This window comes from Alteromonas sp. KUL42 (assembly GCF_006538325.1).
Lineage (GTDB): Bacteria > Pseudomonadota > Gammaproteobacteria > Enterobacterales > Alteromonadaceae > Alteromonas.
On sequence record NZ_BJKK01000002.1, the window covers coordinates 67,755 to 85,625 of the forward strand.

A 17,871-nucleotide genomic window follows, 5' to 3' on the forward strand; every position below is an offset into this window, starting at 1 on the left:
TAAGGTAATGTATCTTGAGCAAGTTAGCAAGTGTTCTTATGCAGTTCAAGTTCGAGCACTGCTTCGTTATTCGTGAGGCTGTACGTTGATAACTCCCTCTATTACTGCAAGTTTCTCTGTATTTAACGCCTCTCGAATTTGTGGGCCTTTAAAACCTTTAGCGATAATATCTTGCACATTAACACTATTGGCAGCATTTAAGGCGCTGATGACTTCTTGCTTTCTGTACTCCCAATTATTTGATTGTGTAAGTGCATAAGGCGTAAAGGCGCTTAAAATTTGTGAAAAGCGCTCGGGTCTACGCCAAGCATCTGTGCCGTTAAATAGGCTAAGTAAGTTACTGGCTTCTTCATCTTTTTCTATGCTGGTTTGTAGCAATGTTGCTTTAAATTTGCTGGCGAGAATAGCCACTTCACTGACTTGGTTCTGTACTTTCAAGCGATTGCAAAGTTGTTCAACATCACTGTCGTTCAACCCTACTACCAGTGATGTGAAACGTATAAGCAAAGGAAGTAGAGGGTCTGTACTTTGCTCGGCGGCAATAATGTTTTGGCATTGAACAGATGTTTTGAGCGTCGCTATTGATACAGAAAGCGTACTTTCCAATTCTACAAACCACGTTTGCAAAGCGCCCACACTCGCTAATATTTCAAAGAATACTTCGGGATTACCTTCAAGCAAGCTGCGCTTGGTTTCCTGCCATACTCTTTCAGCACTGAGCGATTGAAGTTCACCACTTTGCGCCATTTCAGTCATCAGCGCTTTTGTTTCTGCGGCAATAGTAAAACCGAGATAAGTATAGCGTGCAGCAAAACGCGCGATGCGAAACACGCGCAGTGGATCTTCACTGAATGCCTCTGAGACATGACGCAAAATACGATTTTGTAAATCGCGCTGGCCGTTATAAGGGTCAATAATACTGCCTTGTGCACTTTGGGCCATGGCGTTAACGGTCAAATCTCGGCGCTTTAAGTCTTCTTCAAGGGTTACGTCACTTGAAGCGTCACAAACAAAACCAGTATAACCTTTCCCAGACTTTCGCTCTGTGCGGGCCAAGGCATATTCTTCTCCGGTTTTGGGATGCAAGAATACAGGGAAATCTTTACCTACTTGGGTAAACCCTTTTTGTAGCATTTCTTTAGGTGTGGCACCTACTACTACATAATCACGCTCTGTTACATGGCGGTCTAACAAGGCATCGCGCACTGCTCCGCCGACCAAATACACTTGCATATTGTCTCGTGTTTAATGAGGGAAAAAGATATAGTCGAAGATGCAAGTATATCATGTTGCAATTAAAATTCGTTCTATCTGTCCTATACTCTTTCACTTCATGGTTCGCTCTGGTAGTTTAATCTGCAAAATTAATCATCTCACAAGAGCCGTAACTTTCTGTTTGAGTGGCTCATGCTAGGACGACCATGTATCTGAACTATTTCGGACTGAGCGATAATCCATTCTCGATTGCGCCAAACCCCGATTATTTATATATGAGCCCAAGGCACAAGGAAGCGTTGGCCCATTTGACATTCGGGCTAAGGGAAAGCGGTGGCTTTGTAATGCTAACCGGTGAAGTAGGTACCGGGAAAACTACGGTATCGAGAAAACTGCTTCAGCAACTTCCCGACAACACGCAAGTGGCAATGATCTTAAATCCTACGTTGTCTGCTCTTGAATTATTAGCAACAGTGTGTGATGAACTAGGGCTAGACTATGTACCGGAAAGAGCAAGCCTTAAATATTTTACCGACCTAATATTGTCCAAATTGGCTGAGAACCACCAAGCCGGCGTGAATACCGTTCTTATGGTCGATGAAGCGCAACATTTGTTGCCTGAAGTGCTAGAGCAACTACGCTTATTGACAAACTTAGAAACCAACCGAGAAAAGCTATTAAAAGTGGTACTTATTGGTCAGCCTGAGTTACAACAACTGTTAAAGCGCAATGAACTTCGACAGTTAGCACAGCGCATTACCGCTCGCTATCATTTACTGCCGCTAACTGCTCCAGAAGTAAGCTCGTACATTGCCCACCGATTAAGCGTGGCCGATGGTGATATTAGTATTTTCAGTAAGTCTACATTACGCGCGGTTCATCAAATTACAGGTGGGATCCCCCGTGTTATTAATTTGTTGTGCGATCGCGCGCTAACGTTGTCGTTTACCAAGCAACATGCCGTGGTACAGAAATCTATATTTTTGGCTGCAGCAGAGCAAATATTAGGTGAAGATGTGGTTAATCAGCGGGTGCAGAGCCACAGAAAATGGTATCTGATTGCCACTTTCGTTACCGCTGTGTTATGTGGCTATGGCATAGGGAGTTTGTATGTCTAGCATCATTGCAATTGAGAACGTAAAACCGGGAATGGTGATTGTACAAATTACCAAGCAAAACGGACCAGTCAAAATTCGCAAGTCAGGTTTAGTGACAAGTGAGGCCATGGTTCAGGGCCTAAGTGAAATGGGTGTTCAAGAGGTAGAAATTGACCCTGAACAAACCGTAGAGATAGCTCCCGCAGTGCGATATAAAACACAAACGCAGGCGTTGTTGCGAGGCCAGCATGATACAACAGCCAAGTTTGATAAGTCACTTAATGAGCAGTTTAACCGTAGTCTATTTTTACCTACCGTAGAAGGGTTACCGTCAGCATGGAAAATTTATACTAAGCAGGTAGCTACCTTTGCGATTGTGATTGCGGGTGGTTTAGCTATTGGATTTTCCTTAGCAACTACGCAACATTGGTGGCCGTCAGTAGCTAATATTGGAAGCAAAACAACGCCAACTGAAGTGACGACATCGGTTGATGCAAGTGGCGATGAGCAGACTGCGTTAAAGACGCCTATCCAGCAAGAGAACAATACTAAACAGGCAGCTACAGTTACTGCTCCAACTGCTACGCAAAAATTAGGCGATGACACTCAAACCTTAGCATCAGCTCAACATAATACAGCGTCAAACAATGATAAAAGTGATGCTTCGAACGAGCAAAACGCGTCAGAGAATACCCTTGCAATCAATACGTCAAGTGATGAACCTAACCGCAGTAATTCTCGATATGCCAGCAACAATTCGCCAAATATTAATGGGCAGAGCTCTTCTGCGGAGAGGCCTCTGGAAAGCCCGCCAACAAGCGAAGAGTATGAAGGTAAGGTACTGAATGAATCACAAGAAAATAGTGATGTAAAAGTGTCGCCTGAGCTGATGGCGCGTTTTAACGCGGCAGTCGAGGCCCTTGATTCCAATGCGCAAGACGATAATTTTAATGATACACAAACTAAAGTTACCGTAAGAGACGACATCCCCCGAGTGGATCAATTACCCGTGCGTTTGCTAACGCGTTTGCCTAGCATGAATTTCAGTGCGCATATGTATGCATCACGACCGGCTGATAGGTGGGTTCGTGTCAATGGTCAGCAAATGGGAGAGGGTGACTGGATTGCCGATAGAGTACAAATTGTTAATATTGAAGCGCAGAAAGTGGTGTTGTCATTTGAAGATGAAATATTCACCATGGCAGCATTAACTGACTGGTAAAGAAAAAGGCCCGTTGCTTGTATACTGGGGCCTTTTGAGTTTCTCATTATTGACGTTAGTTAAGGCTATAGCGGCATTTGGTTGATAAACACGTCTTTGAAAAACTTAGGTAAGTTCAGACTAAACTCTTCAGGTCTTACGCCGGAAACTATTTCGTCGTCGTAAAGGCTAAGATCAATGCGCTTTACTTCGTTGAAATGTTGCGACGTTACGCTGTAAAAGGTCATAACGTGTGGACTGACAGGATCTTTAGGGTTTAATTTACTCACAATACCTAGTTTGCCACTTTTCAGTCTGACTAAAGAACCAACCGGGTGCACGCCGATACATTGAATAAACTGTTTAACGAGGTCTTGGTCAAGATTTTCAGACGTGGTTAAGCGCTTTAGGGCTTGTGTTGGCGTTATGCTATCTTTATACCTGCGGTTAGAAGTCATGGCATCGTAAGCATCGACAATAGCTGCAATACGTGCAAATTCTGAAATTTCTTCTCCAACTAATCCTTTAGGGTATCCCATACCATCCATACGCTCATGGTGTTGCGCAATGATACTCAAGGAGAGATCTGATATATCACCGAATTGTTCTACTAAGTCTACACCAATTTCTACGTGGGTTTTCATGACTTCCCAATCACTACTTGAAAAAACGCCTGTGTTGTCGCGAATTTCGTCAGGCAGTGAAGACATACCAATATCCATTAGTAAAATGCCCAGACTCACTTGCTCTATGGTGTCGATGTCATAACCTAAGTATTCACAGAAGATTCCACCTAAAACGCTACAATTGATGGAGTGCTCTAGTAAGTACTGATCAGTATCTTTAATCATGGTTAGGCAGCTAAGTGCATCTTTGTTATCAAACACACTTTCGATGAGACTTTGTGATAAAGACTCCATAGGGGACAAGTCTTTCACTGCACCACTTTTCAGCGCCTTTAAGAAGTTACTCTGAATATTAACTGCGCTTTCATACAAGTCATTGGCATCATTTATCGCCTCTCTACCAACGGGTGTAGATACTTTCTTAGTCTGTTCTTTGGCGGTTTCTTCAGGTTCCTCGACAGGAGTTGTCTCAATAATAGGCTCTTGTTTGGGCAGCTTAGATTTAGACATGTCGACTTCTACTACTAAAATACCCTTAACTTTTAGTGTGTCGATGATGTTTTGCGTCTTAACAAGGCCTTTAGAGCGCATCTTAAGAGCGCCTTTTTGCTCAAGTACTTGATTGACATACATTCCAGGTTGCAACTCATCAATAGGTACTCGTTCTAGCATTCTTTCTCCAGCCCGGCACAGTAGTGCCATAGTCGTAAACTTATAATATTTAGGATTCTACGATAATACGCAGAAAAACGTGAGTGCTTTTGTGATTTTTAGTATAGGCGCAATTTACAGTTTATATAGTAAAAAGGGATGCGTCTCTTTTAAAAACACATCCCCGATAATGCGACGCTTTCTATTTGTAAAATAGCATTACAACCACGCGGGCTGGGCTTTTTCAAACGCTTCGATAGTGTCCACAAGTTCAAGTGTTTGTCCTATGGCGTCCAAACCTTTGATCAAATTATTTTTGTGATGTTCAGCAATATCAAATTTGAATGTTTGCTGCTGCACTGTCACAGTTTGAGCCGGTAAATCAACGGTGATATTTACCGATGGGTCCGCCTTCACTGCTGCAAAAAGTGTATCTATTTGCTCGCTTGATAAAGCAACAGGGACTAGCTGGTTATTGATGCAGTTACCATAAAAAATATCAGCAAAGCTAGTAGCAATTACCACTTTAAAACCAAAATCGGCCAGTGCCCAAGGGGCGTGCTCGCGGCTTGAACCACAGCCAAAGTTTTCTCGCGCAAGTAGAATGCTTGCACCTTTGTGCTCTGGTTTATTTAGGCTAAACGCTGGGTTTGGCTCTTTCTCTTCCAAATCCAAATAACGCCAATCGTGGAACAAGTGCTTGCCGTAGCCTACGCGGGTTACCCCAGTTAGAAACTGCTTTGGAATAATTTGGTCGGTATCTACGTTTGCTTGATCAAGAGGCGCAGCAATACCTGTGTGTTGTGTAAAACCTTGTTCAGACATAACTTACTCCTGATAATCTCGTACGTCGGCAAAGCGACCAGTGATTGCTGCAGCTGCCGCCATAGCAGGGCTAACTAAGTGGGTGCGTGCCCCACGTCCTTGACGGCCTTCAAAGTTACGGTTGCTGGTAGAGGCACATCTGTCGCCTGCTACTAGCTTGTCGTCGTTCATACCAAGGCACATTGAGCAGCCCGGTAAGCGCCATTCGAAGCCCGCATCGATAAAGATTTTATCTAATCCTTCCGCTTCTGCTTGGCGCTTAACGTTTCCAGAACCTGGAACCACAATAGCCGTAACTGAATCAGCCACTTTACCGCGCTTAGCAATTTGCGCCGCTGCACGCATATCTTCTATACGCCCGTTAGTACAAGAGCCAATAAATACGTGATTTACCGCCACATCAGCCAGTTTTTCTCCTGGCTTCAAACCCATGTATTCTAAGGCTTTGACGGCACTTTCTTTTTCAATCGGGTCAGTGAAATCTTCTGGTGCTGGCACTGGCGTATTTACGCCAATAACTTGACCTGGGTTAGTACCCCAAGTAACTTGAGGGGCAATATCGGCCGCTTCAAGTTCAACCACAGTATCGAAGGTTGCGCCTTCCTCTGTATATAAGGTTTTCCAGTACGCAACGGCATCATCCCATTCTTGACCTTTAGGTGCGTATTCACGCCCTTCAAGGTAAGCAAAGGTTTTTTCATCAGGTGCTACAAGGCCTGCCTTCGCTCCCGCTTCAATACTCATGTTACACACCGTCATACGCTCTTCCATGCTCAAACCGCGAATTGCTTCACCCGCGTATTCAATTACATGTCCTGTTGCACCGGCATGTCCAATTTTACCAATGATTGCTAAAATGATGTCCTTAGCTGTAATACCCACGGGAAGCTTGCCGTTTACATTGATCAGCATGCTTTTAGCGCGGCTTTGCTTTAAGGTTTGCGTGGCTAATACGTGTTCTACTTGAGAGGTACCAATACCAAAGGCCAATGCACCGAACGCGCCGTGTGTTGCCGTATGTGAGTCACCACATACCACCGTCATACCCGGCTGAATTAAACCCAGCTCTGGGCCCATTACGTGAACAATGCCTTGTTTTTGATGGCCCACAGGGAACAACTGAATACCGTGCTCTTCACAGTTTTGCGCCAAGGTTTGAAGCTGTAAGGCGTTTGCCGGGCCGCAGGCATCAATAGCCAATGAGCGTGTTGAAATGCTGTGATCCATGGTGCCAACGGTGCGGTCTGGACGACGTACTTTGCGGCCTTTTTCATTTAGGCCAGCAAACGCTTGTGGCGATGTCACTTCGTGAATTAAGTGGCGGTCGATATAAATTAAGCTGTCTTCACCGATTTGGCTGATAATGTGTGCTTGCCACACTTTGTCGTATAAGGTCTTGGCCATGAGGTCTTTTTACTCCTGCGCCATTAATTGTTTAACTATTTCATCGCCCACTTGCGATGTGCTTGCCGCTTGGCTGCGTTTGTCAGCAGAAAGTAACTCGCCTGTAAGTACGCCTGCTTCTAATGTGGCAACTACCGCTTTTTCAATAGCGTCTGCTGCGTCATTCAAGTTCATGCTAAAACGCAGCATCATAGCCGCCGATAATATTTGAGCGATAGGGTTGGCAATGCCTTGCCCCGCGATATCAGGTGCTGAACCGCCTGCTGGCTCATAAAGACCAAAGCCGTCTTCATTCATGCTTGCCGATGGTAATAGCCCCATAGAGCCTGTCATCATGGCGCATTCATCAGACACAATGTCACCGAATAAGTTAGAGCATAGCATGACGTCAAACTGTGCCGGATTCTTCATGATTTGCATGGTGGCATTGTCGATATAGATATGGTCAAGCTCTACATCTGGGTAATCTTTTGCGACTTCTTCAGCAATTTCACGCCATAGACGGCTGGTAAGAAGTACGTTAGCTTTATCAACAGAAGTTACTTTACCACGGCGCTTTTGCGCGGCTTCAAAGGCCGCAATCGCTATGCGACGGATTTCACGTTTGCTGTAACGCATGGTGTCGTAAGCGAACTCTTCTTCGCCTTCACCTTCACGGCCTTTTGGTTGCCCAAAGTAGATACCGCTGGTAAGTTCGCGTACTACCAATACATCAACGCCAGACTTGGCAATGTCTTCGCGCAGTGGAGACAAGCTTTCAAGCCCAGGGTAAATGCGGGCAGGGCGAAGATTACTGAATAAGTCAAAATGGCTGCGAAGAGTAAGTAATGCCGCGCGCTCAGGGCGCTGTTCTAAAGGAAGTGTATCCCACTTTGGCCCACCAATACTGCCAAACAAGATGGCATCGGCTTGTTCACAACCCAACAATGTTTTTGAAGGAAGCGCTTCGCCTTCAGTATCAATGGCATAACCACCTACAGGGTAAGCAGTGCGGTTAAGGGTGACGTTAAACTTCTTTTCAACAGCATCTAAAACCTTGTTGGCTTCCTGCATAACCTCTGGGCCGATACCGTCTCCGGCTAATACGGCAATTGAATACTGGCTCATTTAAACTCCTGCAACGCGTTCTTGTTGATTTTTCTGCTGATCAATTCTGTCAGCTAAGTAAGTATTGTTCAGTACAAAAATAAGGGCTTTCACACCGGCTTCTACAATGTCGGTAGCAAGGCCAATACCGTGGAAACGACGCTCTTTATAAGTGGCAATAACACTTACTTGCGCCAAGGCATCTGCACCTTCACCTTTCGAATCTAGCTTGAAATCGACAACTTCTAAGTCTTCATGCCCAAGAATAGCCATTATAGCTTTATAAGCTGCATCTACTGGGCCGTTACCGATGCTAGATTGAGTAATTTCTTCATTGCCAACCTTCATTTTAACCGTTGCACTTGGAATGATCTCACGGCCTGAATTGGCTTGAAGATACAACAATTGATAATGCGCTTGGTCGTGCTTTTGCTTGTCGAAGAACAACAAGGCTTCAAGGTCGTAGTCGTATACTTGGCCTTTCTTGTCAGCCAATTTCAAAAAAGCGTCATAAACGGCTTCTAAATCGTAATCTTCTGTTTTGTAGCCAAGTTCAGTTAAGCGGTGCTTAATAACATGGCGACCAGAGCGCGACGTTAAGTTTAGGTTGTTTTTATTAATACCCACACTTTCTGGGGTCATAATTTCATAAGTGTTTTGCGCTTTTAAGACACCGTCTTGGTGAATGCCCGATGAGTGGCTAAACGCATTCGCACCTACAATGGCTTTGTTAGCCTGCACTGGCATATTACAAAGCTGACTAACTAGCTTGGAAGTACGTGATATTTCCGTTGAATTAATGTTGGTTTCGAAACCTAGCATTGCTTTACGGGTTTGTAAGATCATGGCGATTTCTTCAAGTGACGCGTTTCCGGCGCGCTCACCAATGCCATTAATAGTACACTCAACTTGTCGAGCGCCTTGTTCCACGGCTGCCAATGAATTAGCAACAGCCAAACCTAGGTCGTTGTGGCAGTGTACAGAAATGGTCGCTTTATCGATGTTCGGTACACGGTTAAACAATTGCTGAATAATACCGCCGAATTCTGTAGGCGTGGTATAGCCCACGGTATCGGGAATGTTAACGGTTGTTGCACCAGCGCTAATAGCAGCTTCAACCATACGGCACAAGTAATCAATATGGGTACGGCCTGCATCTTCACATGAAAACTCCACATCGTCGGTATACTGTCTTGCATGTTTTACCGCGGCCACGGCCATATCGACAATTTCGTCTTGTGACTTGCGAAGCTTTGCGCCAACGTGAATTTCTGATGTGGCAATAAATGTGTGAATTCTAAATTGTTCTGCCACACTCAAGGCTTGACCACAAGCATCGATGTCGCCAGGCAATGCCCGTGAAAGACCACATACAATGGAGTTTTTCACTTCTTTAGCAATCATCTGTACTGAGCGAAAATCACCAGGAGAAGAAACTGGAAATCCAGCTTCAATAATATCTACACCCAGACGTTCGAGGGCCAGAGCAATCTGTAACTTTTCTTTGGCACTTAGGCTGGCAGGCAACGCCTGTTCGCCGTCTCGCAATGTGGTATCAAAGATTTTCACTTGATTTGTCATGACACTCTCTCGGTTCAATAGTTAAAAAAAAACCCGTGCTAGGCACGGGTTTTATGTAATTAATCGCTGGTCGCAATCTACCCGTGCAGTCTGGCTGCCATAAGGAGTAGAGATAGAAGAAGGAAACGAATACACATTTGCTGTTGTTTCTTTGCCGACCAAGTTAATAGCGACAATGTAGCGAGGTAAGGCTAACAGGTCAACCATTGTTTTCGATAATGACTATATTTTTCGTGTATAAACTGGTTGTTTTTTATTATTTAGGATAAGCATCCTAAAGATATGCTTGTGAATTGTGCCTCAAGCGCCATTTCCTCTGATTTCAAGGCTCTTCTTTGTGTGTTTAAGTGTCTGTTAGGATATTTATACTATTTGTGTGCAAGCGGGTGTGCTTGTGTGATTGGTTTTATATTTATCTATTGTGAATAATTATTCTTTTGTGTGTTGCGGAAGAAGTGAGAAATTTCTCCAATTTATTTTCGTTGATAGTCGCATTTCCCTCATACTTAATGCTCTAGGCGAACGCCTTGATTTGTAATTCCACATGTGACCACAGCACGCACTGGTCATTATAGCCTTAGTTGGTTTTAGCAGAACCTGTGTATGCATAGTTGCACGTTTTACTTCTTTTGAAGTGAAGTTGTCACTGTTTGCACTTGTCTGGCTGATACGACTGCTACCGCTACTAGCTTTAGGAATGGCATTACCTGTGTGTAAGAACCAGCCGTTTTTATTTAGGTGAAGTTCGGTTTTGTTTTGGCTTGTCATATCAATAGAGTCGAGCTCTATGTGCATGCCTTCAATGTTTGTAATTAAAACTGGTACCACTAAACCGTATTCAGCATGTTTGCTATACCACTGCTGACATTTGTCTTGCTCGTTTTGATCATTGTGTTGCAACCCTGGGCACTTTGCGGCTTGCTTGGCAAACCAACTACCGTTGTGTGTATCGGCCTTGAGCGGAGAAGGGGTAGGCATGTTGGCGTGGTTTACCATATATCGCGCCACGCTTTTTACGTGATAGGGAAGGCCACCCATGCGCCTTTTTAGCAACGATAAATTCGTTATATTGCTGTGCGCTAAAACAATGAGCTCTCGCTCGTAAAGTGCGGTACAAACTTCGTTAAATTGAGGATGACTGCCACCTAATTCGCCTGACTCGGCAAAGAAAGCTGATTGACCGCTGGATGTATTACCTTGTGACTTCATGTTTACAGAATGAACTCCTTGCCTATCTATTAAACTTATCAAGAAATCAGGCGCGCCGCTATATCCAATAAGGTGATTGCATTCGCAACCTTGTTTGTAATAACACTCCTGTCAAAACCTTTGATGATTTTCTTATGCTTTTGTATTACCAATTGTCTGTCTTTTTGATTATTTTTGTTAATTTTTTGTTGGGGCTAAGTTTCTAATAAGGATGGTTTTTCTGGATTTTGTTGGATTTTTGTTTATTGGTAAGTCCAATTTTATATTATTTGTGTCTAATTTGTGTTGACCAATGTGCTTAAATAAATTACTTTTGTTGCACGCTTGTTAAAAATCTGTAAGACAGGTTGGGCGTCTGGGTTGAAAATTTTATTTAAATGGTTAGAGATAGACGCGTAGTTTGTCTCACTATCCATCGAAGGAAACACTCATGGGACACAAATTATCTAAGATCTCCTTGGCAATACTCTCAGCCTCCGCGTTGAGTATGCCGCACATGACACTGGCTCAAGAAGCACAAGATAGTGCTGATAAAGACGTTGAAGTAATAGAAGTTTCTGGTATCAGAGCTTCTCTAGCCAGCGCCCTCAATGAAAAGCGATATCAGAACAATCTTGTCGAAGTCATAGAAGCTGAAGACATAGGTAAGTTGCCTGACCAAAACTTAGCAGAAGTGCTTGAAAACATAACCGGTATTCAAATTACTCGTGAAGCAGGTGTGGGTACAGGGGTCCAAATTCGTGGTACCGATGCAAACCGCACCGAAATAAATGGCGTGTCGACAGTAGGCTCAGGTGCAGGACGTAGCGGCATCGACTTTGAGGATGTGTCTGCTTCTATCATTGCTGGGCTTGAAGTGACCAAGTCTCCTGATGCGAAAACCATTGAAGGTTCAGTTGGTGGTACCATCAATTTAAAGACAATACGTCCCTTGCAGCTTAACGAGCAACTCGCGGCCATCCGTGTTCAGGGTGAAAATAGTAGCCTCACTACAGACAGTAATTTTCAGCCAAGATTTTCCAGTACCTTTGGCGATAATTGGGATACTGACCATGGTAAATTCGGTATCGTCATTAGCGGTAGTTATTCAGAGCAAGACGTAACAGCATTTCGACCACGTGCTGACCGTGATAATTTAGTGGCATCTGACAGTGGTTTTACCAGTGCACAAGCGTTCGACTTCTTACCAATACAGTTCTTCGTGCAAGACTATGACAACTTTGAATATGAAACGAAGAACTTGGTAGGCACAATTGAGTGGGCGCCAAACGACAACACGCGGCTCTTTTTTGATGCGGTAATAAACGACCAAGAGCGTTTACAGGAAAGCTCACGAGTACAGGCATCAGGTGTTAGTGCGTTAAACGATATCTCTGTGCCAGACGAATTTGAAACAATCAATTTTGGCTCACTAGGTGGTACGAATTTAGGTTCAATCCAGGCTGCACTGCGTGGTGTTATCCCAGTAAATCTAGAGAACGATGATGATGACCCAAACCTACGTTTCTCTAGCGATACAAATTCACGCGTTACCGATAGCAAAATTTTTAGGCTTGGCGGTGAATGGCAAGGTGAAAAGTGGAAGGTGTTCGCTGAAGTCGCTTCTTCATCTTCAGATACGACTACACCTAGCTTCAATACTACGCTTAACTTCATTAACCCTAATGCTCCCCTAGACGGCGGCGGTGCCAATGATAACAGTGTGCCTTTTGCCTATGACTTAACTGGCGGTGCTTTGACATTTGGTATTGCGGAAGGAGCGGAGTATGCGCCTACAGCTTCGCAACTGCTCGACCCAAACAACGTAGTATTGCGAGATGTAAACATTGGTCGCGATACTACAGAAAATTTCGAAGATGCACTGCGCGCTGACTTTACTTATTTTGTCGACACCATGATAACGTCGGTCGATTTTGGCTATCGCTACAATAAATCAGGCAGTAAGCGTGAAGATATCGGTACAAGTGTTGGGCTTCGTACCATGGACGATAGTCCGCGAGGGAGCCTATTCGCAGATCTACTCGTTGCAGGACCAGATAACTTCAATGATGCAGATGGCCGAGCGCTTTACGTTAAAGATTTCTTGTTAATTAATCCCGAACTCGTTGCTTCAGATCCTGAAGACGTGTTGGCGACACTACAACAAGCTATGGAAGCGCATGGCTCGAGTCGAAGTCTTAGCGCACCTACAGCAAGCTCTTCAGGCTTTTTCGATATAGAAGAAGAAACCCACGCGCTCTATGCACAAGCTAACTTTGATTATGAGATGTTCCGCGGAAACTTCGGCGTACGTTATCTACAGACCGATGTTACTTCGGTGGGTAACTCAATTACTGTTGACAACGAAGGCAATGAGTTAGTCTCGCGTGTTACCAACACAGGTGACTACGACTTTTTCTTACCACGCGTTAACATCGTTGCAGATGTTACAGATGATGTAGTGGTGCGCTTTGGAGCCGGTAAAGACATACGTCGTCCTAATTTTAACGACCTATCGACATCGGTGACATTCAGTACAAGCCCAAACCCTAATGTGGCAATCGGTAATCCGGGCTTAACACCTGAAGAAGTGGTGTCTTATGACTTGTCAGCAGAATGGTATTTTGCAGAAGCTAGTGTGGTTAGTGTGGGTATTTTCCACAAAACCCGTAAAGACCTGTTTGTAGATCAAATAGTCAGTCCATTTGAAGACCCAACTACAGGATACAGAGACCTTACTGACCCATGTGAAGGTGGCGGTATCTTTAACCCCATTGCCGATATTAACGTCTTTGGCCCTGACCTTGGTACAGGCGTATGCGTAGGTACAGAAACCAAGATTAATGATACCGGCGAAACAACCCAAAAAGGTATCGAATTCGCGGTGCAATACGATTTGTCCGGCTTTGAAAGTGAACTTGGCTGGGCATCAGGGTTCGGTGTGTTGGCCAACTATACCATTCAAGAATTCTCTGGTGGTGAAGCTGAAAACAGTGCTACCAGCAGAGCCGCTAACGTATTTGCAGCGACAACGGGTGTTGATGGTATTGAAGTTTCGGCGGTACAGGGACTTTTGAACCTCTCGGAAAATGCTTACAACTTCACGCTTTATTACGAGAAATACGGGTTGTCTGCTCGCATGCGTTATACCTGGCGAGAAGCTTATCGTACTGATGACTTTGGTAGCACATCAAGCTTTCCTTGGGGCTTTCCAGCAGTTCAAGCCGACAGAGGCCAGCTAAACGCCAGCGTAACTTACGATGTAAACGAACAACTCAATATTGGTTTGGAAGCCGTCAATATTACTGAATCAGAAGTTGAGCAGTATTGCGTTAACGAAGGGGCGCTTTTGTGCTTCCAAGGCTTGACCGACCGAAGAATCACTCTCGGCGCTAATTATCGCTTCTAGGCAGTGAAGTCGATGCGATGCCAAGTTAGTTAAGTTTTGGTGTCGCATCTTAAAGATTTAGTTTTTCTTTTTGGTTTTACCAATTTTGTGTGTGTTTGGGGAAGTGTTGTTTGTATTGAAGTTTACTTCTTTGAGCATTATTCGTGGTGTTTTAGAGCGTGTGGATGCTGTTAAAGACAGTTCTAGAGTACCTTTTCATCTGTGCTCTAGGTTTATTGGTATTACAGGTTTGCTCTTAAAGCATTAATTGGTTTACAGATTGGTAAGTTAAGTGTAAGGTTGAAACATGCTTAAATTGGCACAACAAAAACGAATGCCACAAGAAAGCGCCATTTAATATTTTTTGGTTCGAGCAACCAACTCGAACATGTAACGAATATCGTCATTAGGAGACTCTCATGTCAAAACCTACGATTGGTTTTATCGGTTTAGGCCTTATGGGCGGCAATATGGTGGAAAACCTTCAAAATAAAGGTTATCCCGTTACTGTCATGGATCTGAATCAGGCGGCAGTGCAAAAGTTTGTAGAGCGCGGCGCCAAAACTGCCCAAACCGGAAAAGCACTGGCCGAGGAATCTGACATTGTTATGTTATGTCTGACTACCTCAGAGATTGTTGAAAAGGTTATCTACGCTGAAAACGGCGTGCTGGAAGGCTTAAAAACGGGCACTGTACTCATTGATTTCGGTACATCTATTCCTGCTTCTACGCGAAAAATTGGCGCAGATCTGGCCGCAAAGGGTGTCGGCATGATTGACGCTCCACTGGGAAGAACGCCAGCTCACGCCAAAGACGGTTTACTCAATATTATGGCGTCTGGCGATATCGACACATTCAACAAAGTGAAAAGTGTTTTAGAGGATCAAGGCGAGAACGTATTTCATTTGGGGGCGCTGGGTGCGGGTCACACCACTAAGTTGATTAACAACTTTATGGGGATGACAACGGTTTGTGCTATGTCACAAGCATTCGCCGTAGCTGAAAAAGCGGGTGTGGATAAGCAACAGCTTTTTGACATTATGTCTACAGGGCCTTCTAGCTCGCCATTTATGCAGTTCTGTAAAAACTATGCCGTCGACAATGTAAGCGATTTGGGCTTTTCCATTGCAAACGCAAACAAAGACTTAGGCTACTTTTTGAAAATGGTCGAAGACCTTGGAACCGTATCAAAAATTGCAGAAGGGTCATCTGCTAACTTAAACGCGGCTGTAGAAGCTGGATTAAGTCAGGGCAATGTGCCGGAGATTTTTGAATACTTCAAAACATTAAGCAAGTAACGCTAATTACGTCGTCGTGGTTACACAGAAGTAGAAGGTAAGAGTCGTTTATGCAAATACGTTTATTTGAGTGGTTGGCCATTGTTGTCCTTATGAGTGCATTGTCGTCTAACATAAACGCAAAGCAGTACATAGTAGGGGCACCTGATGAATACAACGCAATTGCATCTTCGCTTAAAGCGGGCGACAAGGTCATTCTGCAAGATGGTGTCTATCAGGACTTCGAATTGTTACTAGAAGGCGAGGGGGATGAGAACAATCCTATCTCGCTTTCTGCCCAAACCAAAGGCAAAGTCATCTTATCAGGCCGGTCTAACCTTCGGTTAGCGGGCCAATACTTAGAAGTATCCGGTCTGGTGTTTACCGATGGATACACACCAAGTAGCGCGGTTATTGCATTTAGAAAAGATGCAAAGACCCCTGCGTATCATTCGCGAGTAAGCGAAGTAGTCATTGATGAATACAGCAACCCTGATAGGCAGGAGTCAGACTATTGGGTTGCGCTTTATGGCAAGCACAATCGATTTGATCACAACCACCTTTCAGGAAAGCGAAACAAAGGGGTCACAGTAGCGGTTAGATTGAACGGCGAAGAGCATCAGGAAAACCACCACAGTATCGACCACAACTATTTTGGTTATCGCCCGGTTTTTGGGTCAAACGGCGGCGAGACCTTGAGAATTGGTACTAGCCACTATTCACTTAGCAATTCATATACTCAAGTTATCAACAATATCTTTGAGCAAACAAACGGTGAAGTCGAAATTATCTCAGTAAAGTCTGGTGAAAACGTGCTTAAAGGCAACGTGTTTTTGTCGGCGAGAGGTACGCTAACCCTGCGACATGGTAACAATAACCGTGTTGAGAATAACGTGTTTTTGGGAAATGGTGTGGACCATACTGGTGGCATTCGCGTCATCAATGAAGGCCAGATAATTGTAAATAATTATTTAGAAGGACTAACTGGATATCGTTTTGGTAGCGGCTTCACCGTGATGAACGGGGTGCCCAACTCCCCGATAAATCGCTACCACCAAGTTAAAAAGGCGCAGATAGAAAATAATACGTTCATCAATGTTTCGCACATTCAGCTTGGCGCAGGAAGTGATAGTGAACGCAGCGCGGTACCAGTGGACTCGGTTTTTCAGCACAACCTTGTGTACAACGAACCTTCCATGCAGTCTTTCACTGTATTCGACGATGTCAGTGGTATCGCGTTTTCTAACAATGTGAGCAATAACCCAGTGTTACCCGAACTTAAAAAAGGGGTTACAGAAACAACAATAACGCTCATGAAAGGAGAAAGTGGGTTAGCCGTTTCAAATGTCGAAGGGGTTGGCGTGACACCAGATATGCACGTTGTTAAAAAGAGCGAAGTGGGCGTTAGCTGGTATCCAAAAACAGCGCCTGAAGTATCGTTTGGTGCAGGGGAAATGATAAATGTGCAACCCAATGCACGTGCGCTGATGAAGGCTATTGACAGTGCAAATAACGGCGATGTGTTGATACTAGCGCCAGGTTCCATTGTGGTACCTAGTGTTCTCATCATAGACAAAACACTGACGATAAAATCACAAAATACCTTTGCAACTACACTGTCATTTGAACGTTCTTCACTATTTGAAATACACGATAAAGGCAACTTGAAATTAGAAGGCCTTGTGCTCTCAGGGGCGAATAGTCCAGACGCATTTGGTAATAGCGTTGTAAGAACCAAAAAATGGGGCATGCTGCACAATTACGTTTTACATATCGAAAACTGCAACATTGAGCATCTCGATATCAATCATTCTTTCAATTTCTTTAGCTCTGGTAAAGGGGCCTTCGCTGACAACATATCGCTTATTAACAGCCGCTTTAATAATGTGACTGGCCATATTTTGAGCCTTGATAAAGAGTTCGAGGACTATGGCATATACAACGCTGAATACGTCCACATAATTAACAATCGTTTTGAAAATGTCAGAGGTAGCGTGGTGAACCTTTATCGCGGCGGAACAGACGAAAGTACCTTTGGTCCCCATTTTGATATGCACGGCAATGTGCTTAACAATGTTGGTAGAGGTAAGCGAAACAAGAAGGGCGCAAGTGTTTATCTGCACGGTGTTCAGATTACTGATATCAAAGAAAATGAATTTATCGATGCTTCTCCTATAGTTATCGAACATACCGTAGGTGAGCCTATTACTAAAATAGTTACCAATACCTTTTCAAATACACCCATGCCGAAAATTGAAGAACAATTTACGCGTGGCCCACACACAGCGTTGTTGGAAAACAATGTTTCCACGAAAGCGAACAAAGAGTAAAT

The 17,871-nt window shown here is 44.1% G+C and carries 13 protein-coding genes; 5 read left to right on the forward strand and 8 right to left on the reverse strand.

The window, feature by feature from the left end; all coding sequences use genetic code 11:
• Nucleotides 1-66 precede the first annotated feature (66 nt).
• Entirely contained in the window at nt 67-1,233 is a 1,167-nt protein-coding gene (locus EYR97_RS03120; RefSeq protein ID WP_131092381.1) for a CCA tRNA nucleotidyltransferase, read from the reverse strand.
• Nucleotides 1,234-1,421: 188 nt separating this feature from the next.
• Between EYR97_RS03120 and EYR97_RS03125 the strand changes: the two genes are divergently transcribed.
• The gene (locus EYR97_RS03125; protein ID WP_131092382.1) at nt 1,422-2,333 is read left to right on the forward strand and encodes an ExeA family protein; all 912 of its coding nucleotides are present in this window, start codon (nt 1,422-1,424) and stop codon (nt 2,331-2,333) included.
• Nucleotides 2,326-3,534, forward strand: coding sequence for a general secretion pathway protein GspB (locus EYR97_RS03130; RefSeq protein WP_131092383.1), 1,209 nt, complete (start codon nt 2,326-2,328; stop codon nt 3,532-3,534). Before EYR97_RS03125 ends, EYR97_RS03130 begins: the two co-directional genes overlap by 8 nt.
• Before the next feature lie 65 nt (nt 3,535-3,599).
• Here EYR97_RS03130 and EYR97_RS03135 read toward each other — a convergent pair whose 3' ends face one another.
• From EYR97_RS03135 to EYR97_RS03160, 7 genes are all read right to left on the reverse strand, one after another.
• A complete protein-coding gene (locus EYR97_RS03135) occupies nt 3,600-4,811 on the reverse strand; it encodes an HD-GYP domain-containing protein (protein WP_131092384.1) in 1,212 nt (403 codons plus the stop codon).
• Nucleotides 4,812-5,009: 198 nt separating this feature from the next.
• The gene (gene leuD, locus EYR97_RS03140; RefSeq protein WP_131092385.1) at nt 5,010-5,615 is read right to left on the reverse strand and encodes a 3-isopropylmalate dehydratase small subunit; all 606 of its coding nucleotides are present in this window, start codon (nt 5,613-5,615) and stop codon (nt 5,010-5,012) included.
• A gap of 3 nt (nt 5,616-5,618) precedes the next feature.
• The gene (gene leuC, locus EYR97_RS03145; RefSeq protein ID WP_131092386.1) at nt 5,619-7,019 is read right to left on the reverse strand and encodes a 3-isopropylmalate dehydratase large subunit; all 1,401 of its coding nucleotides are present in this window, start codon (nt 7,017-7,019) and stop codon (nt 5,619-5,621) included.
• 9 nt (nt 7,020-7,028) lie between these two features.
• A complete protein-coding gene (gene leuB, locus EYR97_RS03150) occupies nt 7,029-8,126 on the reverse strand; it encodes a 3-isopropylmalate dehydrogenase (RefSeq protein ID WP_131092387.1) in 1,098 nt (365 codons plus the stop codon).
• A complete protein-coding gene (leuA, locus tag EYR97_RS03155; protein ID WP_131092388.1) occupies nt 8,127-9,686 on the reverse strand; it encodes a 2-isopropylmalate synthase in 1,560 nt (519 codons plus the stop codon).
• Between the two features lie 51 nt (nt 9,687-9,737).
• Nucleotides 9,738-9,893, reverse strand: a complete 156-nt coding sequence (locus EYR97_RS21820) for a hypothetical protein (RefSeq protein ID WP_165477968.1) — start codon at nt 9,891-9,893, stop codon at nt 9,738-9,740.
• Nucleotides 9,894-10,115: 222 nt separating this feature from the next.
• The gene (locus tag EYR97_RS03160) at nt 10,116-10,895 is read right to left on the reverse strand and encodes a hypothetical protein (protein WP_131092389.1); all 780 of its coding nucleotides are present in this window, start codon (nt 10,893-10,895) and stop codon (nt 10,116-10,118) included.
• A gap of 430 nt (nt 10,896-11,325) precedes the next feature.
• Here EYR97_RS03160 and EYR97_RS03165 point away from each other — a divergent pair, with 430 nt between their 5' ends.
• From EYR97_RS03165 to EYR97_RS03175, 3 genes are all read left to right on the forward strand, one after another.
• Nucleotides 11,326-14,283, forward strand: coding sequence for a TonB-dependent receptor (locus EYR97_RS03165; protein ID WP_131092390.1), 2,958 nt, complete (start codon nt 11,326-11,328; stop codon nt 14,281-14,283).
• A gap of 398 nt (nt 14,284-14,681) precedes the next feature.
• Nucleotides 14,682-15,560 carry an NAD(P)-dependent oxidoreductase gene (locus EYR97_RS03170; protein WP_131092391.1) on the forward strand — a complete coding sequence of 293 codons (879 nt, stop codon included), beginning with the start codon at nt 14,682-14,684 and terminating at the stop codon, nt 15,558-15,560.
• Nucleotides 15,561-15,610: 50 nt separating this feature from the next.
• Entirely contained in the window at nt 15,611-17,869 is a 2,259-nt protein-coding gene (locus EYR97_RS03175) for a polysaccharide lyase 6 family protein (RefSeq protein ID WP_131092392.1), read from the forward strand.
• Nucleotides 17,870-17,871: the final 2 nt, after the last annotated feature.